The following is a 19,902-nucleotide window of genomic DNA, read 5'->3' as shown; positions in this document are numbered from 1 at the left end:
AGAGCGTCCTCGCGCCCGGGCAGGTCAGTCGATCAGGAGGGTCGCAATGCCGGATTGGTTCGTGTTGGTCGGCGTGTTGGTCATCGTCGTCGGGTTTCTGCTCAAGCTGGACGTCATCGCCGTCGTCATCGCCGCTGCTCTGGTGACGATGCTGGCGGCCGGTGAGTCCTTCCTGGCGTTCCTGGACCTGCTCGGCAAGGCGTTCGTGGACAACCGTTCGGTGTCGTTGTTCCTGCTGACGCTCCCGATGATCGCTCTCTCGGAGCGCTACGGACTCAAGGAACAAGCCGTCACTCTCATCAGCAAGCTGCACGCGCTCACCCCTGGCAGGTTCCTGACGATCTACACGGTCATCCGCCAGCTGACGGGCATCTTCGGGATCCGCATCAGTGGAATGGTGCAGTTCGTCCGTCCGATCGTGCATCCGATGAGCTCCGCCGCGGCGAAGAGCCGTGGCGCGGACTCCGAGTCCGAGGCGGAGCTGGTCAAGGCGGAGAGCGCCCTCTCGGAGAACATCGGCAACTTCTTCGGCCAGAACGGCTTCGTCGCAGCCTCCGGGGTCCTGCTCATCGTCGCCACGTTGAAGGAGGCCGGTTACGACGTGACGCCGGAGCTCATCGCGGCCGCGTCCTTGCCCATGATCGTGATCGCCGCCATCGTCGCGGCCGTCCACTTCTGGAACATCGACCGCCGGTTGACCAAACACGCCGCGGTTGCGCAGGACAGCGAGGTGGCCGGCGATGAGTGACCTCGGGCCCGGGCTCCTGGAAGCCACCTTCGTCCTCATCGGCATCATGCTCGCCGTCACCGGCGTCCGTGCCTTCCTCGACCACTCGAACCCTCGTCGGGTCACGACCGCAGCCTTCTGGCTGCTCCTCAGCATCACGTTCGCTTTCGGAGCCGTGCTTCCGGACCGGGTCGCCGGCATCATCGTGCTGGCCATCGGCGGGTTGTCGCTGGCGCGTGGTGTCAAGACCGGTACCTTCGACGAAGGCACACCCGAGGACCGGGGAGCACACGCCCGACGACTCGGAAACTGGTTGTTCGCCCCAGCGCTCTCCCTGGCCGCCATCGCGGTGCTGATCTCGACATGGGCGCCCTTCGGGGACCAGTCGGGCTCGGTCGCCATCGGCATCGCGTCGGTCCTCGCGCTGGTCATCGCCTGGGTGCTGACCCGGGCACCGGCCCGGGTGGTGGTGGCGCAGTCCGACCGGATGATCCAGCAGGTCGGCCCGATCGGGATGCTTCCCCAGTTCCTCGCGATGCTGGGCGTCGTCTTCACCACCGGGGGCGTCGGTGAGGTCGTCGCGAACGGCATCGCCAAGATCGTGCCCGAAGGCAACCAGCTCGCCGGCGTCATCGCCTACTGCGTCGGGATGGCCGTGTTCACCATCATCGTGGGCAACACGTTCGCCGCCTTCACCGTGATCACCACCGGCATCGGGATCCCGTTCGTCATCGCGCTCGGGGGCAACCCGGTCATCGTCGGGGCCATCGCCATGACCACGGGCTTCTGCGGCACCCTGGTCACTCCCATGGCGGCCAACTTCAACGCGCTGCCCGTGGGCCTGCTCGAGATGAAGAACACCTACGGGGTCATCAAGGCCCAGGCACCACTGGCAGCGATCCTGTTCGTCATCCAGGTCGTCCTGATGTACGTCTGGGCGTTCTGACAAGGAAATGATGGAGGCACGTCCATGAAGATCTTGGTCACAGGCTTCGAGCCGTTCGGTGGCGAGCCGATCAACCCGTCGTGGGAGGCGGTCCGCCACCTGCCCGACACGATCTCCGGCGCTGAGGTCATCAAGGTGCAGATCCCCGTGGTGTTCGGCCGGTCCGCCGATGTCGTCCGCGACGCGATCGTGGAGCACGACCCGGACGTGGTGCTCCACGTCGGGCAGGCCGGCGGCCGGTTCGAGGTGACCCCCGAGCGCGTCGCCATCAACGTCGACGACGGGCGCATCCCCGACAACGACGGGCAGCAGCCCATCGACACCCCGATCCGGGAGGACGGTCCGGCCGCCTACTTCACCTCGCTGCCCGTCAAGGCGATGGTGACGGCGATGCGGCAGGCCGGGATTCCGGGTCGGGTCTCGAACACGGCGGGGACCTACGTCTGCAACCACATCATGTACCAGGCCCTCTACATGATCGACCGCGAGTTCTCGGGCAAACGAGCCGGTTTCGTCCACGTGCCCTACTCCCCCCAGCAGGTCGTCAACCAGCCGCCCCAGCCCTCGATGGGCATCGACGACATGACGACGGCCCTGGCCGCTGGGATCGGCGCCATCGTCGAATACACCGGCAAGCCGGACGAGCGCACGGTGGGCGGATCCATCCACTAGGCGGTGCCCCGCACCGCGGGGCCGGTTCGCGGGCTTCGCCGCGGCGGCGTTCCGTGTCCAGCACTGCGTAATGAGAGGCAGGTTCACGCATGGACAGCATCATCTTCGTGCTGGAAGCCCTGGTCGTCCTGGGGTGCATCCTCATGGGCACGCGGGTCAGCGGCGTCGGCGTCGGGCTCTGGGGCGGCCTCGGCGTGTTCGTCCTCGTCTTCGTCTTCCGTGAGCCGCCCGGTGAGCCGCCCGCCGCTGCCATCGCCATCATCCTGGCCGTCGTGACAGCAGCCGCGATGATGCAGGCCGCCGGTGGCATCGACTGGATGGTGCTGGTCGCCGCGAAGATCATCGAGAGCCGACCGAAGCAGATCACCCTGATCGCGCCGCTGACGGCCTTCCTCTTCTCGGTCGGAGCCGGGACGAGCAACATCCTCTATCCCCTCCTACCGGTGATCTACGACGTGTCGTACCGCAACGGGATCCGTCCCTCCCGCCCGATCAGCGTCAGCGTCGTCCAGTCCGGCGTCGCTCTGGCCGCCTCCCCGGTCTCGGCAGCGATGGCGGCCATGCTGACCCTCACCGACACCCCCACGTACGGCTTGGGCCTCACCCAGATCCTGCTCATCACGTTCCCCGCCTGCGTGGTCGGCATCGTCGTCACGTCACTCGTCGTCAACCGGCTGGGTCCAGAGCTCGCCGACGACCCCGAAGTGCAGGAGCGGATCCGGGCCGGGCTGCTCGCCGCGCCCGCCCACGCCAGTGCCGGCGCGCCAGCCCCGGCGGTTGCCCTGTCAGCCGGCGCAGGCGCGACGGACGCCTCCGGCGCGGTTGCCGATGCCCCGGTGGAGCCGGCGTCCGCGCGACTGACTGCCACCACGGAGGGCCGCAACGCAGCCATGGCGTTCCTGTCCGGGGTGCTCCTGATCGTCCTCCTGGGCCTCTTCCCAGGCCTGCGCCCGGCCTTCGACTCGGGCGAGGGACCGGTGCCGATCGACATGACCACCACGATCGTCATGGTGATGTTCGTCGTCGGTGTCGCAATCCTCTTCCTGGGCAAGCCCTCCGTGAAGACGGTGCCCGACCAGTCGGTGTTCAAGGCCGGCATGATGTCGGCCATCGCCCTGTTCGGCATCGCCTGGCTGACCGCCACCTTCATCTCGGCGAACGAGGAAGCGATCGTCAACACCGTCGGAGGCTGGGTCAACGACTACCGGTTCGTCTTCGCGCTCTCGGTCTTCATCGTCGCTGCACTCACCACGAGCCAGTCGACCGCCACGCGCACCATGGTCCCGATCGGCCTGGCGGCCGGCCTGCCCGTGGGCGTCGTCACCGGCATGTGGGCGGGCGCCATCGGCGGCGTCTACACGCTCCCCACAGGCGGTCCTCAGATCGCCGGCGCCAACTTCGACCTGTCCGGCACCACCAAGCTCGGCACCAAGCTCGTCGACCACAGCTACTTCGTGCCGATGCTGATCCTCTCCGTCACGACGGTCGCGGTCGGCACGGCGATCGGAGCGATCTTCTTCTAGGTCGGAGACTCGGAACCTGCCTCGAGTACCGTTGACCGCCGCCTCGATGTCGACAGAGGACACGGAGAGCTGGCGAGGGGACCCGAACCCCTAACCGCCTGTTGACAAGCCGTCGACGGACACCCGGGCGAAAGCGAGCACCTGACCTTCGAAGACGGCGTCGCGACCGCCATGCCCCTACGTCGTCGTGCGATCTGCGTGCTATCCGTCACATGCACCACTGTCACCTCCCGTCGCCGTCGACCTCGCGCGACCAGACCTCATGGCTTCTCGTCGGGCGGCGTCGGCCGGCTTGACTCCCTGTCTCTTACCTCATCGCGAGGCGGACATGAGTCTTGGCGAGAGACGCCGGCCGTGGTGCATTCCGGCAGATTCGCCCTACGGGGTGCCCCCTTCGCATCGTCTGCCCGTGTGCCCTCACCTCTGAGCGGACCCTGATCGCTGCCGCAGCGGAGCGAGAGCAAACTCTCTCATTCCCTCGGTGAAGCCGATGCGGGCACGCCACCCGAGTTCCGCGGCGATCCGTTCCGAGCTCGCCGTGATGTGCCGGACGTCGCCGATCCGGTAGCGGCCGGTCACGACCGGGGCGGGCCCACCCCCGGCTCGGCTGACGGCATCCGCGAGCTGCCCGATGGTGTGGACGATGCCGCTTCCGACGTTGTATGCCGCCAGCGACCCGGTTGCAGCGTGCGTGGTCGCGTCGAGCCCGGCGACCACGGCGTCGGCGACGTCGCGCACGTGGACGAGGTCGCGTCGCTGCGCCCCGTCCTCGAGGACGGTCGGTGCCTCCCGGCGCTCGACGGCCGAACGGAAGATCGAGGCGACACCGGCGTACGGCGTGTTCATCGGCATCCGTGGTCCGTAGACATTGTGAAAGCGAAGGGCCACTGCTCGGCCAGCGGTGGAGCGGGCCCAGGCCTCCGACAGGTGCTCCTGGTGAAGCTTCGTCGCGGCGTACACGTTCTGGGGGTCGAGCCGCGAGGTCTCGTCGACGAGGGTCGGGATGAGCGGTTCGCCGGCGGGTCCGGTCGGGTCGAACCGTCCAGCCTCGAGATCCTCCATCCGGCGCGGTGCTGGCCGCACGAGGCGCCCGGTGTCGTCGAGGTAGTCACCGTCGCCGTACACCACCATCGAGGAGGCGAGCACGAGACGACGGATGCCGGTGTCGGCCAGCGCAGCGAGCAGTACCGCGGTGCCCATCGTGTTGGTGTGGACGTAGTCCGTGGTGTCGGCGAAGTCGACGCCGAGGCCGACCTTCGCGGCGAGGTGCACGGCGGCGTCACAACCGTCGACGGCGGCGGCGACAGCGCTGGGGGAGGTGACGTCGCCGACGACCAGATCGACGCCAGGGAGCGTGATCGGCGCGAGGTCGGGATCCGGGCCGTGCACGTCTGCGCGGAGCGAGTCGAGGACGCGGACCCCGTGGCCGGCACGCACGAGCGCCTCGACGACATGCGAGCCGATGAAGCCAGCCCCTCCGGTCACGAGGATCGTCATGCGGTCACCTCCTCGAGTGCTGGTGCGGCGTCGTCGCTCTGGGGCCGGCGCCGCACGAGCCAGCCGGCGACGACGACGGCCACGGCGACCGGGATGACCGCGCGCAGGACGGCCACGCCTGGCACGAGCAGGTGCGCTGACATGAGCAGGGGCACGACGAACCACTCCCAACGACGGGTCAGGGCGATGAAAGGCACGAGGACGAGGGCGTACCAGGGGAAGGGCGAGCTGACGACGAGCAGCATCGCGCCGGCGCCGACGAGCTGCGCCGTCCACGGGTCGTCGGGGTCGGTGAACCGCCACTGGAGTGCAGCGACGGTGACGAGTGCGACGACCGACAGCGCGGTGCTCGCAGGGCCGCTGAGGAGCAGCCCGGTCAGCGTGAAGCCGTCGCCGCCCTCGTAGCCCTGCTCCTTGAGGTAGCCCGGCAGGTAGCCGACCACCTGGCCTCCCGTGGCGACGACGTGAGGGACGTAGACGGCGACCACGGTGGCGGCCGCGGAGGCGACGACGTACAGCGGCCGTCGGCGGGCCAGCGGCAGCGCCGCCACGACGGGCACGAACTTCACGGTGGCGGCCAGCCCGAGCAGCACCCCGGCGGCGGTGGCGCGTCGCCTGGTGGAGCGCGGGGTCGACCCGGGCGGCGGGACGGCCACGAGGGTTGCTGCGACGACGAAGGCGACCCCGAGGGTGTCGACGTGCGAGTTCGTCACGGCCTCGGACGCGACGAACGGGCACCAGCCCCACCACGCCGCTGCCCCGGGGTCGAGACCTCGTCGCGCGAGCAGGCGCATGAGCAGGAGCGTCACCACGACGACGAGCACCACTCCACCGGCCTGCATGGGCCACCATGTCGCGTGAACGTCGACGGGTGCGCGCACGACGGCGAACCACGCCTGCGCGGTAGGAGGGTAGATCGTCGGGACGGCCGGGCGGTTGAGGGTCGTGCAGAGCAGGTCGCCGTCCGGGACGGTCCGTGTCGAGGCGACACGGGCGCCGGTGCACCGGGGTGTGCCGTCCGCGGCGGGGGCCGGCTCGGGGTAGAGCCACGGCACCCGCAGGCCGTCGAGGGCGTCAGCGACGGGGGCGTACGCGTACGGCGAGGTTCCGGCATCGCTGACGATGCCGTCCCAGGCGTACCGAGCCGAGTCGGTGCTCGTGTTGGGTGGGCCGGCCATGGCTGCCAGCCCGAGGGCCACGGTACCCCCGAGGACGAGGACCGACGCTGCCCTGCGCGGGACGCGTCGCACGGCCAGCCAGGCCAGGCCGAAGAGCAGCCACGCGCCGGCGGTCCAACCGAGCAACGGCACCCCGCTCGCACCGTCGAAGATCGACTCGGTGGCCGTCGCGCGCGCTGTCACCGCGACGAGGGCCGCGAGCAGCGCGGTGGTCAGGGCAGCTCTCACCCGACCGATAGTGGCCTCGTCGAGGGCGCGAAAGCGCCGACGCGACAGCGGCGTTCGCGGATCGTAAGGAGTGCGTCATGGTCTCCCCCGCACTGCGCCGCGGATGCTGGGCGACGTGACCAGACTGACTGAACGGATCGACGACACCGTCGTGCCACGGCTCGAGGCAGTTCGTCGCGGGCTCGACTCGCCGGCCCGGACGACGCGCCAGGCCGTCGTCATCGGGCGGCTGCTCGGTGGCGTCGTGATCCTCGTCTTCCTGACCGGGCTGTGGAGCCACCTGCTCCAGGAGCCTCCGGAATGGCTGCCCCTGCCGACGCGGCCGTCGACGCTCTACCAGTGGACCCAGGGCACTCACGTCCTGCTCGGCACCGTCATGCTCCCGCTCGTCCTCGCCAAGCTCTGGGTCGTCTACCCGAAACTCTTCGAGTGGCCGCCGGTCACGTCACCGGTCAACGGCATCGAGCGACTGTCCGTCGCGCTCCTCGTGTCGACGAGCGTGCTCCAGCCGCTCATCGGCCTCGTCAACACCTACCAGTGGTACCCGTGGCCGTTCCCGTTCCGGGAGACGCACTACGCGCTCGCCTGGGTCATGGTCGGCGCGCTCCTCGTCCACCTCGCGGTCAAGCTGCCGCTCATCGTCAGGCACTGGCGGGCCGGAGGCGGATCGCGTTGAGCGACGATGAGATAGATCGCGGCGCGGCAACTGGGCGCGTGTCGAGGCGGACGCTCCTCGCGGCCACCGGGCTCGGGGCCGCGACCGCCGCGCTTCTCACCGCAGGGCAGACCGTCCCCGGCCTGGCGCCGCTCGCACTCCTCGCCCCACGCGACCCGCGGGTCGGACCGCAGGGGATCCCCGTCAACCGCACGGCGGCGCAGGCAGGGGTCCTCTCGACGGCCCGCGACCGGGCCTGGCGGCTGACGGTGCTCGTCGGCTCCGCGCAGCGTGAGTTCTCGCGCCAGGAGCTGCTCGCGCTGCCCCAGTCTCGCTCCGAGCTGCCCATCGCGTGCGTCGAGGGCTGGAGCGCCACCGCCACGTGGGACGGCGTGCCTGTCCGGGACCTGCTGGCCGCGGCGGGTGCACCCGACGGCTCCGCCCTGCGCCTGACGAGCCTCGAGCGCAGCGGGGCCTACCGCGTGACCGAGATGCCGGCGTCGTATGTCGCCGACCCCCTGACGCTCGTCGCCCTCGGCATCGCGGGTCAGCCGCTCGACCTCGAGCACGGCTACCCCGCGCGGGTCATCGCCCCGGGACGACCGGGCGTCCTCCAGACGAAGTGGCTCTCCGAGATCGAGGTGCTGTGATGCGTTCGAGCCGTGCTGCCCTGCTCGTTGCCGGGATCGGTCTCGTCGGGGTGGGCGCGGTCGAGGCCTGGCGGGCTCTCGGCATCGCCCAGCTCGTCGGGATGGCGGTGTGGCTCGCCGGCGCGATCGCCCTCCACGACGCGCTCCTGGCGCCGGGCGGTGCGGTGCTGTCCCGGGCGCTCGAACGTCGCGGTGCGGCACTGGCCCCCGCGTCGCGCGGCGTCATCCGGGTCGGCGTCGTCGTCGGGGTCGTACTGACTCTGATCACCGTCCCGGCGGTCGTCGCCCAGTGGCGAGGCACCTTCAACCCCACCGTGCTGACCCGACCCTACGCCGCCGTGCTCGCCGGCGTGTGGCTCGGACTGGCTGTGCTGACGGCTCTCGGAGTCCTTGTCGCTCAACGACGCTCGACCGTCCGCAGTTCGTAAGACCTACGAAAGATCTGGGTGAGGCCGTGACTCCTAGCGTCGGGAGGGTGAACCCGTCATCGCCACGTCCCACTCTCGTCGACATCATCCTGCCGTGTCTCGACGAGGCGCAGGCCCTGCCCGGCGTGCTCGCCGCCGTGCCCCGAAGCTGCCGGGCGGTCGTCGTCGACAACGGCTCCACGGACGGTAGCCCTGACATCGCCGCAGCCCTCGGCGCCCTCGTGATCCGCGAGCGGCGCCGCGGCTATGGGGCCGCCGCCCACGCCGGCCTCCTCGCCGCAACGGCGCCCTTGGTCGCGTTCTGTGACGCCGACGGCTCTCTCGATCCCGCTGACGTGGTGCAGCTCGCCGACATCGTGCTCGACGGCGACGCCGAGCTCGTCCTCGGGCGCCGTCGACCGACGGCACGTGGGAGTTGGCCGCTGCACGCCCAGGTTGCGAACCGTGTTCTTGCGCAACGCATCCGACAGGTCACGGGTCTGCGGCTGCACGACCTGGGCCCCATCCGGGTCGCGGCCCGCGAGGCACTCCTCGACCTCGGGCTGACGGACCGTCGGAGCGGGTACCCCCTCGAGACGGTGCTGCGCGCACATGCCGCAGGCTGGCGCGTACGCGAGGTCGACGTGGCGTACGCACCGAGGCTCGGGCGCTCGAAGGTGACGGGCACCGTGCGCGGCACCGCCCAGGCGGTGTCGGACATGTCGCGCCTCCTCGCCGAGGCGGGCCGATGACCACCGTCGTGGTCGTCGCGAAGGAGTGCCTGCCCGGGCGGGTCAAGACGCGACTGTGCCCACCGCTGACGCGCGTGCACGCGGCCCTCGTGGCCCAGGCCGCGCTCGACGACACCCTGACGGCCGTGCGGGGTGCCGGGGGGACCCCGCTGCTCTACTTCGACGGGGCACGCCCCCCGTCCTCCGCCTCGGGCTTCGACGTGCTGTCGCAGTGCTGCGGACCGTTCGACGAGCGGCTGGCCCACCTCTTCGACGTGTGCGTGGGCCCCACGGTCCTCATCGGGATGGACACCCCGCAGGTTGACCCGGCACTCCTGCGCCGCCTTGCGGCCCCGTGGCCCGACGACGTCGAAGCGTGGTTCGGTGAGGCCGCCGACGGCGGCTTCTGGCTGCTGGCCCTGCGCGAGCCGACCGGCGCCCACGTGCGGGGCGTCGAGATGTCACTGGACACGACGGGCGCAGAGGTCCGATCCCGCCTCGACGAGGCGGGGCTGCGTACGTGCTCTGTCGGGGAGCTGCGCGACGTGGACACCGTGGCGGACGCGATCGACGTCGCCGCAGCCGCACCCCACACGCGGTTCGCGCGGCAGTTGCGTCGGTCGCTGGCCGATCTGGGGGTCACGACCGTCGGCCCCATCACCGCCGGCGTACCGTCGTGAGCGCGTCCGTAAACGGGCTGGCGATCGGGCTCGACGGCAGCGCCGTCGTGCACTTCGGTCATGGTGGGGCCAGCCCGTACGAGCTCGCCCTGACCCAACGACGCCCCACCTTGATCCTCCGCCCCCGGCCCGGTGGGCGGCCTGACGAGCCGACAACCCACATCGACGCTGGCGTCGTGGAGGTGGGACGCTTCCTCGCCGACGCGGACCGCGTCGACCGGATGGTCCTGTCCCGGACCCGCGGCTCCGTGCTCGACATCGGATCGGGCCCCGGACGGATGGTGGCCGAGGCGATGCGCCGCGGTCGGGTGTCCCTGGGCATCGACGTCTCCCCCGCTGCCGTTGCGCTGGCCCGGGCATCGGGGCGTCCGGTGCTGCTGCAGTCGGTCTTCGACGCCGTGCCGGACGACGGCCACTGGTCGACGGCGCTTCTCCTCGACGGCAACGTGGGGATCGGTGGAGATCCCGGCGCGCTGCTGGCTCGGTGCGCCGAGCTCATCACGCCCGGCGGCACGGTCGCGGTGGAGACCGACTGCGACCCTGAGCGTGACCATCGCTACCACGCAGAGCTCGTCGTCGACGGCGAGGACGGCGACGTCGGCAGCGACTCGTTTCCCTGGGCCCACGTCGGGACGCACGTCGTCGAGTCGCTCGCGGTCGCCCACGGACTCGTCCCTTCCAAGCGACTCCGCCGCGGCGGGAGGCAGTTCGTGCTGCTGCGGCGCGCCGGCCAGCCCGAGTGATGAGACCAGTGCCGAGTCCGTCGGGGACCCCGACACCGCTCTCTCCGGCGACCCGGAGCTCGCCGCCGGGAACGGGTCTCGTTCCGGATGTGCGCACGGACGGGTCCAGGCCTCGCTGGCCGTCCGTCGTGCTCCTCGTGGGTGCGTTCACCGTGGCGCTCGCCGTCGCTGCGCGCGGCGACCTGGTCGACCTGGACGTGTACCGGCGCGCCGGCGATCGCTGGCTGACGGGACAGGACCCGTATGCTGCCCGCCCCGAGCTGCCCTTCACCTACCCGCCCTTCGCCGCCGTTCTCGCTGCGGGCGCCGCGATCGCCCCCGCCGCAGCCGTCGTCGTGCTCGGCCTCTCGACGGTCACGGCGGCCGCAGCAGCCGCTGCGGCGGCGTGGAACTCGTCGCAAGCCGCAAGCGTGACGAATGCCCGCGCCAGCCAGCAGGAACGCGGCGATCTGCGTGGACACCGGCTGCCCATCGTCGTGGCCATCGCTCTTGCGAGCGAGCCCGTGCTACGGGGACTGCACCTCGGCCAGGTCAACGGCCTCGTGGTGGGACTGGTCCTCCTCGATCTCCTCGTGGTGCCCCCGCGGTGGCGTGGCTGGCTGACGGGACTGGCCGCAGGACTCAAGCTGACACCGCTGGTCTTCCTGCTCCACCTTGTCGTGCGACGGGAACGCGCCGCCGCCGCCCGAGTCGGACTCGGCTTCGGACTGACTGTGCTCGCAGGCGCACTGGCGTTGCCGAGGGAAACCGTGTCGTTCTGGCGCGACCTCGTCGTCGACACAGGTCGGGTCGGGGCTCCTGGATTCGCCGACAACCAGTCCCTGCTCGGGGCCGCGACGCGTCTGAGCCCGTCGTGGTCCACGAGCGCCTGGCTTCTCGGAAGTGTGCTCGCGATCGGCGTGGCGGTCATCGTCCTGCGTCGGCACCGGACCGGACCACCGATCAACGGCGTCATCGTCAGCGCCCTGACCGGGCTGCTCATCTCACCGATCTCGTGGTCGCACCACTGGCTCCTGCTTCCGGCAGCCGGAGTGCTGTGCTGGCGGCTCGGTCGTCGCGTCGTCGGGGCCGGGGTTCTGGCTGTCTCGCTAGGGGCTTCGGCCTCGAGCCTGGCGACCGTTGCGTCGACGCACGCGTCGGTGTGGGCCCAGCCATCTTCCAGTGCCATCACCGGCGCCGGACTTGCCGCGCTCGTGGCTCTGGCGCTGCCACCTGCAGGACGAAACTGCTGCCACAGCCCATGACCGCCCACCGGGTGAGCCACCCCATCACCGGAGACCGGATCCAGGAAGGGGACGTGTCTGCCGATCCTGTGCTGGGCATCGTGACCGTGGTGTGGTGGCAGCGTGCCGACCACGACCGTTGACGCCGCACCGACGCCTCGCCGGGCGTCCCGGACGCTGCCCGTCCATGAGGGCTCACGCGAGGGCGACGTACCTCAGAGCGAAGTAGGCCCAGGCGATCGTGACCGTGACCGCGGTGACGACCAAGCCGTACTTGGTGAAGTGCCAGAAGGAGATCGGGTGGCCGTTGCGTGCGGCGATGCCGATGATCACCACGTTGGCGCTGGCTCCGACCGCAGTGGCGTTTCCGCCGAGGTCCGACCCGAGGGCGAGCGCCCACCACATCGAGGTGGCCTGATCGGACCCGCCTCCGGCGTCCACGAGGTCCTTGACGATGGGGGCGAGTGTGGCCACGAAGGGGATGTTGTCGATGACCCCGGACAAGGCCGCGGAGCCGAAGATCAGCCCGGTTCCGGCGAGCAGGTAGTTGTCGCCAACCGCGTCGGCGAGCCAGGTCCCGACGCTGGCGATCGCCCCGACCTCGACCAGCGCGCCGACCATCACGAACAGACCCATGAAGAAGACCAGCGTCATCCACTCGACCTCGTCGAGGAACTCCCCCGGCTGCGTCCGGGACACGGCCACGAGAGCCCCCGCACCCAGCAGGGCGACCAGCGACGGGTCGATGTCGAGCGCACCATGGGCGATGAAGCCGACCATCACCAGGGACAACACGATCCCGCACTGCACCAGCAGGCCCTTGTCCTTGATGACGTCGCGTTCGTCGAGCCGCATCACTCGCGCAGCTCGCTTCTCGTCGTAGACGAAGGCCGAACGGAACAGCCACCGGCAAAGCAGCACCAGCGCACCGACCAGCACGATGATCACCGGCGCCAGGTTGATCAGGAAGTCGTTGAAGCCGAGCCCGGACCGGCTGGCGATGATGATGTTCGGCGGGTCACCGATCAAGGTGGCCGTGCCGCCGATGTTCGAGGCCATCGCCTCCGCGATCAGGAACGGGATCGGGGAGACCCCCAGTCGGTCGCACACCAGCAGGGTCACCGGGGCCACCAGCAGCACCGTCGTGACGTTGTCGAGCAGCGCCGATGCCAGGGCTGTGATCACGATCAGCATCACCATCACCGCGAAGGGCCGGCCCCGAGCCCTCTTGGCCGACCAGATGGCGAGGTACTCGAACACCCCGGTCTTCTTGACGATGCTGACGATGATCATCATCCCGAGCAGCAGGAAGATGACGTTCCAGTCGACCCCGGTCTCCTCGCTGAAGAACGCGGTGCTCGCGTTGACCGCGCCGAGCAAGACCATCGCCGCCGCGCCGCCGAGCGCCGCCGCCACCCGGTGGATCCGTTCGGTGGCGATCAAGACGTACGCCCCGACGAACGCGGCGATGACCAGCCAGGTGGTCACCGTTCCGGCCCGGGCGCGAGCAGATGCACCAGCAGAGCCGAGACGGTGATGGCACCCAGGAACGAGGAGCCGTCGACGACCGCGACGATCGGACTGCGCTGCGCGGCCATCACGGCCGCGATCTCCATGGAGGTCGCATCGGAGTCCACCACAGGCAGGTCGAAGACGTCCTTCCGCTTCGGAAGCACGTCACGCACGCTGCGCGCCGAGAGCTCGTCGCACATGGCGTCGGCGGATGCCTCGTCGTAGGCCCGGGCCAACGACGGGTCCTCCTGGACGTAGCTCGGCACGATGAACCGCAGCACCTGAGAACCGGGAAGCACCGTATACGGCCGACCTGTGTCATCCAGCACGATCAAACCGGGAAGTCTCCCGTCAGCCAGGATGCGGGCCGCCTCCAGCGCGCCGGTGTCCAACGTCACCGTTGGGTACGGCCGCGCCAGCTGAGCAGCCAACATGGACCAACCACCACCTCGGACCTCGGGACGACGGCGAGTCTAGCCACCCTGGTCCGGAACCTCAGGGCGACCGCAGCGCGACGCGGGTCGGCGCCCTGTCATCTTCATCGACTCCTTGGTGTCGTCCCCCACGCGCTCGCTCATCGACCTGGGCTCGACGCCTCCACCCGCTGTTGCATGCCGGCGGCGCGAGTCACTGTATGTCGAGGCGGCGGAACGCGAGGACCGTCCCCGCGACGAGAGTGACGCCCAGAACGGCCAGGGCGCCGAGCTCGCCGACGGTCACCCCACGGGTGAGCTGACCGTCACCCACTGCCCAGAGGAAGGGTGAGAGCCACCGGACCCGGTGCACCGCCTCGGCGACCGGTGACAGGGAGCTGATCAGGTACGCGCAGGCGGCGATCGCGCTCGCCGCGCCCATGGCCGCGCCGCGGCTGCCGCTGAGCGCGCCGACGAGCAGGGCGATCGCTCCCAGGTCGAAGGCCAGCAAGGTCAGGGCGACGCTGACCCCCAGCAGCGGCCCCCATCGGGGGGTCAGCTCGAACTGCGGACCCGCGAGGCACACGGCATACGAGACGGCGGGGACGACGAGCGCGGCCACGAGCAGGCTCAGCGCCTTCCCCGCGACGATCCGTGCGCGGGGCACGGGCAGGGTCGCCAGCAGACCGAGAAGGCCGTCGCCGTCCTGCCCGGCGATGGCAGCGCTGCCGTAACCGATCGTGAGCATCAGCGCAAGGAGAGGGCCGAAGTTGGCGTACATGTTGGCGCTCAGCCAGCCCTCGGGTGACGTGATCGAACCGGTGATCCCGAAGGCCGCAGCGGCGGCCGGGTTCGCGGCGATCATGTCGTCGAAGGCCGTGTCGTGCTTGAAGGTCGGGTAGACCGCGACGACGAGAAACAGGTATGCCGCAGCCCCGACGGCCGTGCCGATGAGCATTCGGCGCCGCAACCGCAGGTCGAGCCTGATGAGGTCAGTCGGCATGGGTGGTCCCTCCGTACAGGCGCAGGAAGAGCTCCTCGAGGTCTGCGGGCCGAGCCGTGATCGTGTCGGGCTGCAGTGGGGCGATGGCGGTCAGGACCGCGGCGGCCCCGCCGGTGTGGGTCAGGGTGACGTGGCGCGCGGTCGTGACGTGCAGGGTGACTCCCGGGACGGACGCAAGCGACCGCGCGTCGACGTCGTGGTCGAAGGTCAGCTCGATGGTGCGGGGGGCGGAGGCGCGCAGCGATGCGACGGTGTCGTCGATGACGATCCGCCCGGACCTGATGATGGCGACGCGCTGCACGACCCGCTGCACCTCGTCGAGGTCGTGCGAGGAGAGCAGGACCGTGCGGCCGTCGGCGGTGGTCTCGCGAAGGAGCGAGGCGAACTCGTCCTGCAGCAGCGGGTCCAGCCCGGACGTGGGTTCGTCGAGGACGAGCAGGCGAGGCCGGTGCATGAACGCCAGCACGAGGCCGAGCTTCTGCTTGTTCCCCTTCGACAACGAGGCGACCGGGCGGGTGAGCTCGGCACCGAGACGTTCGACGAGATCGTCCTCGTATGCCGTGTGTTGGCCTCGACGCATCCGGCGGAACGTCCCCAGTACGTCGGCCCCGGTCAGCCGATCGGGCAGCCGCAGCTCCCCGGGGAGGTAGCCGACGTCGGCGAGGAACCCGGCCTGCCCGGCTGCCGGGTCCTGACCGAGCACCCGGGCCTGACCCCGGCTCGGCCGGTAGAGGCCCAGCAGGCAGCGGATCGTCGTGGACTTGCCGGCACCGTTCGGTCCGAGGAAGCCGAACACCTGACCGGGTTCGACGACGAGGCTGACGTCATTGATCCCACGGTCCTGCCCGAACGTCTTCGTCAGGTGTTCGGCCACGATGGGCTGCACGGTCATGCTCGAGACTCCTGCCTGGCCGTGGCCGTCAACCGGCGCACGAACTCGCGGTACACCGGCGACGGGTAGGCGAGGTCGACCGCGGCGCGCACCGCCGGTCTGTCCAGGTCCGCAGCGCGCAGGAGAAGGCGGTGAGCGGCGTCGGGATCGAGCCGTTCGGCGAAGTCGACCGTACGTCGCACGAGCTCGTCGACTTCTTCGCGAACGGGTGCCGGCAGGCGCGGCCCGCTGGTCTCCGCGAGGAGATGGCACGCCTCCCACAGCCTCGCCAGCTCGTCGAGGTCATCCTCCGACGCGGCATCGAGCAGGGCGGTGACCTCGGCCGGCACGGCCCCGCGATAGCACGCGAGCTCGAGCAGATCGCGCTCGCGCGACATCGCCTCGCGCAGGCCCGGCGACAGCGGTCGTTCGAGCAGGGCGGCATACACCCGCACGACCGGCCACGGCAGCGGAGACAGACGCCCGTGGGTGCTCACCCGGTCGAGCAGGGTCTCGACGCGCGCACGCTGCGTGGTGAGGACGGCGATCTTGTCATCGATCGAGGCCAGGACGGCGTCCAGGTCCTCGATGACCATGCCGCGTTCGTCAGGGCTCCCCGGCGGTCTGAGCATGTGCGGCACCTCGGCCAGCGGCACACCGGACTCCACGAGCCAGCGGATGCGCATGAGCCTGGTCAGGTGGGCGAAGCCGTACGCCCGCCACGTGGTGTCCGCGTCCGGGACCGCGAGCAGCCCGAGCTGGTGGTAGTACCGGATCGTCCGAACCGTCGTCCCCGACAGGCTGGCCAGATCCTTGATGCGCATGACCTCATCATCCGGTGTGACGTCACGTCACAGTCAAGGATCCGACCGCCCTCCTCAGGTCCGGATCAAGGGCCTTGGGGGTCTGGACCGGCAGAGGGCGATCGAGCACGCACGACGGTGACCAACTCGACCTGCGTCACAGCGCCGCGTGCCGGGCGCGTGCGCCTCACCGTATTCCTGGGGCGTCGAACCATTGAAACAGTCTGGTGTCGCCGGCCCCTCGGATCGGCCTGTCACCAGACGAAGGGGACCAGACGCGCGCGGTCCTTGGCGAAGTCCAGATAGGCGTCTCCCAGACTGTCGATCATCGCGTGCTCCTCGCGCTGAAGTCGGTAGATGAGCCCAACCAGGATCAGCAGGAAGCACGCAGCGGTGCCCACCCAGTTCCCGAGGATCAGGCCACAGCCGACGAACGCCGCGAGGAGGCCGGCGTAGCTGGGGTGCCGCAGTATGCGATACGGGCCGCGTTCGACGACCACCTGATCGGAAGAGGTCTTCACCACGGTCGTGAAGTACGTGCCCAGGGTGGCGAACGACCACCATCGCAGCAGCAGGCCGAGCCAACCGATCAGTGTTCCCAGTACGAACACCCCGGCACCATCGAGGACGGCATCGGGCGCGAGGGCCTGGGCGAGCGGCAGCATGAGGATGCCCCCGAAGAAGATCACCCGGAACACCACTTCACCTCGCACGTCCGTGCGCGAGGCACCGCGACGCCACTTCACCACCTGAGAGAACTCGCCCACAGCGAACGCAGCGACGCTGATGCCGAACACCAGCCGAGCCCAGGCTTCCTGTTGGATCAAGGCGTCACCACGCGAACCAGTCTTCCAGTCATAGCGTGTCCGGGCTGCCGCGAGCCTGCGTGGGGGCACGGTGGCAGCGAGTCGGGGGCAACGCCCGTTCGTGGCGTCCAACCCGTGCGTCGGCAGTGACATGGTCAGCGAGGGTCGACTGCTTCTGGTGTTGAGTCCAGGGACAGCGTGGGAGGGTGCGTGTGTGCAGATCGGTGTGGTGTATCCGCAGATCGAGCTTGGTGGAGACCCGACGGCTGTCCTGCCATTTGGCCGGGCGGTCGAGGAGCTGGGCTTTGACCACTTGCTCGCCTATGACCATGTCCTCGGCGCCGTCCACGCCGGCCGGACGCCACCGCTGACCGGCCCCTATACCGAACGGGACCCGTTTCACGACCCGTTCGTGATGTTCGCGTACCTCGCCGGCGTGACGAAGCGGATCGAGTTCGCGACTGGGGTCCTGATCCTGCCGCAGCGTCAGACGGCGCTGGTGGCCCGGCAGGCGGCCGACGTCGACCTGCTCTCTGGCGGCCGGCTGCGCCTGGGGGTCGGGGTTGGCTGGAGCCCGGTGGAGTACCAGGCCCTGGGTCAGGAGTTCCGAAGCCGAGGCAGTCGGCAGGAAGAGCAGATCGAGCTACTCCGTCGGATGTTCACCGAACCGGTTGTCGACTTCGCCGGCCGCTTCGACCGGGTTGACCGAGCCGCCCTGGTGCCGAAGCCGACGCGTTCGGTCCCGATCTGGCTGGGTGGATCCAGTGAGGCGGCGTTCGAGCGGGCCGCCCGGCTGGGCGACGGATTCATCTTCTCCGGCGGCGGTGTCGACCACGCCACCGACGACTGGCACAAGGTCCAGGAGCTGGTGCGCGCACAGGGCAGGCCGACAGAAACCTTCGGCGGCGAGTACGTGATGGCGCCCTGGGGCGAGATCAGCGACCTCACCGATCAGATCGAGGCGTGGCAACGAGCCGGCGGCACACACGTTTCTGTCGTGACCATGGGCCGCGGCCTGGACTCCGTGGACGAGCACATCGGCCTTCTCTCCACCCTCGCGAACGCACTCGACCGGCCATGACCCCTTCTCGCCCGGGCGCGACGTCCTGCTCGCGTCCGGACTGACCTACCTCGCGACCCGGTTCTTCGTACACACGTGACCGTGTGCTCGAGGCGCCGCACCGCTGTCCGGGCGCCACGTCGAGCCGGGTGGCCCACCACTCGCCGACGTGCGGGTGCGACAACATCGCCGCGAATCGGTTAGGCCGCGGTGGTCTCACGGGCCGGCTCAGGGTGCGTCCGCAGAAGTCACGCGACTTCAAGGGCGGACCCTCGCGGATATCTTCCGCACGGCTGGTCGCGGCTGCCTCACGACCTTCAAGGTGTGCTCCGATGCTGGTGAGCTGACGTCGGTCCGCGCGCTACGTCAGGGTCGACAGGGGATGGCATTGACCGGCCAGTTCACCATCAGGGCGGCAACCCGACATCGCGGCAAGAAGCAGCGTGTGACGAATGCCCGACATGCCGGCAACGTGCAAGGCACCGAAGACGACCGTTCAGGGCCTCCGCCACACCCCTAGGCTCGGCCGGCCAGGAGATGGACGCCGCCCAGCGACACGGTCGCGATGAGCAGGGTCGAGACGACGGCGAGCACCGTGGCGCGTCCGCTGCGGCGGAAGAGGGTGCCCAGTCTCACTCCTGTCCCCATGCCGAACAGGGCCGCGGCCAGCACGGCACTCTGCACCATGCCCACCCGGTCGAGGAGGTCTTGCGGAAGGACGACAGTGCTGCGCAGCGCGACGCATCCCAGGAAGCCGAGGACGAACAGCGGAACGAGGGGTGGGCGCCGCGCGTCCGGACGCGACACACCCTCGGTGCGCGCACGTCGTGCACCCATCGCGCTCACCACTGCGACGACGGGTCCCAACATGAGCACGCGCGTGAGCTTGACGACGACGGCCACGCCCAGCGCACTCGCACCGACCGCACTGGCGGCTCCGACCACCTGGCCCACGTCGTGGACGCTGGCGCCGATCCACACACCCATCTCGTGAGCGGAGAGGTGCAGAGGCCCCTGGAGCAGGGGCAGGATCAGCATCATCGTGGTGCCACACAACGTCACCATGGCCACGGCCAGTGCGACGTCGTCGTCGTCGGCCTCTGTGCTCGACTGGACCGCCGCGATCGCAGAGGCGCCACAGATCGCGAATCCAGTTGCCAGCAAGAGGCTTCGTGCGCTCCCGAGACCCATCCGCCTGCCAAGCCAGTTCGTGCCCAGCAGGGTCGCGAGGAGCGTCACCACGACGAGGGCGATGACCGGAAGCCCCAGACCCAGCATCGCCTCGACAGACAGCGAGAGCCCCAACAACGCCACCCCGACTCTCAACAGCTTCTTCGTCGCGACCCGTAGTCCCGGCTCGGCCGCGTGCGGCACCAGGCCGGTGTTGGTCGCGACCGCGCCCAATAGCACCGACCAGGTGAGGAGCCCGACCTCCGGGACGAGGAGGTGCCCCGCCTGCGCGAGGCCCACACCGACCAGCGCCATCAGTACCCCGGGGACGACGCCATACCACTTCGGGCACGTCGCCTCGGATGAGTGCTCGACGGCGCCTGTGGTCGCAACCACCGGATCGA

At 69.9% G+C, this 19,902-nt stretch carries 21 protein-coding genes; 12 read left to right on the top strand and 9 right to left on the bottom strand.

Annotated elements, in window-relative coordinates; translation table 11 throughout:
• Positions 1-46: 46 nt before the first annotated feature.
• The 4 genes from NR112_RS11910 (at position 47) to NR112_RS11895 (ending at position 3,868) form a co-directional block, all read left to right on the top strand.
• Positions 47-748: a DUF969 domain-containing protein gene (locus NR112_RS11910; RefSeq protein ID WP_256794550.1), complete on the top strand. Its 702-nt coding sequence runs from the start codon at positions 47-49 to the stop codon at positions 746-748.
• Positions 741-1,673 carry a DUF979 domain-containing protein gene (locus NR112_RS11905; RefSeq protein ID WP_256794549.1) on the top strand — a complete coding sequence of 311 codons (933 nt, stop codon included), beginning with the start codon at positions 741-743 and terminating at the stop codon, positions 1,671-1,673. The genes NR112_RS11910 and NR112_RS11905 overlap by 8 nt, the downstream gene beginning before the upstream one ends.
• Positions 1,674-1,697: 24 nt before the next feature.
• On the top strand, positions 1,698-2,345 hold the full coding sequence (gene pcp / locus NR112_RS11900; protein WP_256794548.1) for a pyroglutamyl-peptidase I: 648 nt from the start codon (positions 1,698-1,700) through the stop codon (positions 2,343-2,345).
• An 89-nt stretch (positions 2,346-2,434) separates the two neighbouring features.
• On the top strand, positions 2,435-3,868 hold the full coding sequence (locus NR112_RS11895; protein WP_256794547.1) for an anaerobic C4-dicarboxylate transporter family protein: 1,434 nt from the start codon (positions 2,435-2,437) through the stop codon (positions 3,866-3,868).
• Positions 3,869-4,285: 417 nt separating this feature from the next.
• Here the strand turns inward: NR112_RS11895 and NR112_RS11890 are convergent, their stop codons facing one another.
• Both NR112_RS11890 and NR112_RS11885 read right to left on the bottom strand, forming a co-directional pair.
• Positions 4,286-5,365 (bottom strand): NAD(P)-dependent oxidoreductase, encoded by a 1,080-nt coding sequence (locus tag NR112_RS11890; protein WP_256794546.1) that lies wholly within the window; start codon positions 5,363-5,365, stop codon positions 4,286-4,288.
• Positions 5,362-6,771, bottom strand: a complete 1,410-nt coding sequence (locus NR112_RS11885; RefSeq protein ID WP_256794545.1) for a glycosyltransferase 87 family protein — start codon at positions 6,769-6,771, stop codon at positions 5,362-5,364. Before NR112_RS11885 ends, NR112_RS11890 begins: the two co-directional genes overlap by 4 nt.
• 115 nt (positions 6,772-6,886) lie before the next feature.
• On the opposite strand from NR112_RS11885, the gene NR112_RS11880 reads away from it, so the two are divergent.
• The 7 genes from NR112_RS11880 to NR112_RS11850 all read left to right on the top strand — a co-directional run bounded on the left by NR112_RS11880 (position 6,887) and on the right by NR112_RS11850 (position 11,881).
• Positions 6,887-7,447, top strand: a complete 561-nt coding sequence (locus tag NR112_RS11880) for a cytochrome b/b6 domain-containing protein (protein ID WP_256794544.1) — start codon at positions 6,887-6,889, stop codon at positions 7,445-7,447.
• A 38-nt stretch (positions 7,448-7,485) separates the two neighbouring features.
• Positions 7,486-8,076: a molybdopterin-dependent oxidoreductase gene (locus NR112_RS11875; protein WP_256794543.1), complete on the top strand. Its 591-nt coding sequence runs from the start codon at positions 7,486-7,488 to the stop codon at positions 8,074-8,076.
• Positions 8,076-8,504, top strand: coding sequence for a hypothetical protein (locus tag NR112_RS11870; RefSeq protein WP_256794542.1), 429 nt, complete (start codon positions 8,076-8,078; stop codon positions 8,502-8,504). Before NR112_RS11875 ends, NR112_RS11870 begins: the two co-directional genes overlap by 1 nt.
• Before the next feature lie 47 nt (positions 8,505-8,551).
• Positions 8,552-9,235, top strand: coding sequence for a glycosyltransferase family 2 protein (locus tag NR112_RS11865; RefSeq protein ID WP_256794541.1), 684 nt, complete (start codon positions 8,552-8,554; stop codon positions 9,233-9,235).
• Entirely contained in the window at positions 9,232-9,894 is a 663-nt protein-coding gene (locus NR112_RS11860) for a DUF2064 domain-containing protein (RefSeq protein ID WP_256794540.1), read from the top strand. Before NR112_RS11865 ends, NR112_RS11860 begins: the two co-directional genes overlap by 4 nt.
• On the top strand, positions 9,891-10,637 hold the full coding sequence (locus tag NR112_RS11855; protein WP_256794539.1) for a methyltransferase domain-containing protein: 747 nt from the start codon (positions 9,891-9,893) through the stop codon (positions 10,635-10,637). Before NR112_RS11860 ends, NR112_RS11855 begins: the two co-directional genes overlap by 4 nt.
• A 137-nt stretch (positions 10,638-10,774) precedes the next feature.
• Positions 10,775-11,881 carry a glycosyltransferase 87 family protein gene (locus NR112_RS11850; protein ID WP_256794538.1) on the top strand — a complete coding sequence of 369 codons (1,107 nt, stop codon included), beginning with the start codon at positions 10,775-10,777 and terminating at the stop codon, positions 11,879-11,881.
• 174 nt (positions 11,882-12,055) lie between these two features.
• On the opposite strand, the gene NR112_RS11845 is transcribed toward NR112_RS11850, so the two are convergent.
• From NR112_RS11845 to NR112_RS11820, 6 genes are all read right to left on the bottom strand, one after another.
• Positions 12,056-13,348 carry an ArsB/NhaD family transporter gene (locus NR112_RS11845; protein WP_256794537.1) on the bottom strand — a complete coding sequence of 431 codons (1,293 nt, stop codon included), beginning with the start codon at positions 13,346-13,348 and terminating at the stop codon, positions 12,056-12,058.
• A complete protein-coding gene (locus NR112_RS11840; protein ID WP_256794536.1) occupies positions 13,345-13,806 on the bottom strand; it encodes a CBS domain-containing protein in 462 nt (153 codons plus the stop codon). The genes NR112_RS11845 and NR112_RS11840 overlap by 4 nt, the downstream gene beginning before the upstream one ends.
• Positions 13,807-13,999: 193 nt before the next feature.
• The gene (locus NR112_RS11835) at positions 14,000-14,788 is read right to left on the bottom strand and encodes an ABC transporter permease subunit (RefSeq protein WP_256794535.1); all 789 of its coding nucleotides are present in this window, start codon (positions 14,786-14,788) and stop codon (positions 14,000-14,002) included.
• Positions 14,778-15,680, bottom strand: coding sequence for an ABC transporter ATP-binding protein (locus NR112_RS11830; protein ID WP_256794534.1), 903 nt, complete (start codon positions 15,678-15,680; stop codon positions 14,778-14,780). Before NR112_RS11830 ends, NR112_RS11835 begins: the two co-directional genes overlap by 11 nt.
• Entirely contained in the window at positions 15,677-16,483 is an 807-nt protein-coding gene (locus NR112_RS11825) for a MerR family transcriptional regulator (RefSeq protein WP_256794533.1), read from the bottom strand. Before NR112_RS11825 ends, NR112_RS11830 begins: the two co-directional genes overlap by 4 nt.
• A 233-nt stretch (positions 16,484-16,716) precedes the next feature.
• Positions 16,717-17,259: an isoprenylcysteine carboxylmethyltransferase family protein gene (locus tag NR112_RS11820; protein ID WP_256794532.1), complete on the bottom strand. Its 543-nt coding sequence runs from the start codon at positions 17,257-17,259 to the stop codon at positions 16,717-16,719.
• A 223-nt stretch (positions 17,260-17,482) separates the two neighbouring features.
• Here NR112_RS11820 and NR112_RS11815 point away from each other — a divergent pair, with 223 nt between their 5' ends.
• On the top strand, positions 17,483-18,349 hold the full coding sequence (locus NR112_RS11815) for an LLM class F420-dependent oxidoreductase (RefSeq protein ID WP_256794531.1): 867 nt from the start codon (positions 17,483-17,485) through the stop codon (positions 18,347-18,349).
• A 495-nt stretch (positions 18,350-18,844) separates the two neighbouring features.
• On the opposite strand, the gene NR112_RS11810 is transcribed toward NR112_RS11815, so the two are convergent.
• Positions 18,845-19,894 (bottom strand): putative sulfate exporter family transporter, encoded by a 1,050-nt coding sequence (locus NR112_RS11810; RefSeq protein ID WP_256794530.1) that lies wholly within the window; start codon positions 19,892-19,894, stop codon positions 18,845-18,847.
• Positions 19,895-19,902 lie beyond the last annotated feature (8 nt).

The organism is Terrabacter sp. Ter38, assembly GCF_024519435.1.
Classification (GTDB): domain Bacteria; phylum Actinomycetota; class Actinomycetes; order Actinomycetales; family Dermatophilaceae; genus Terrabacter.
This window is presented reverse-complemented; position numbering and strand designations above follow the sequence as displayed.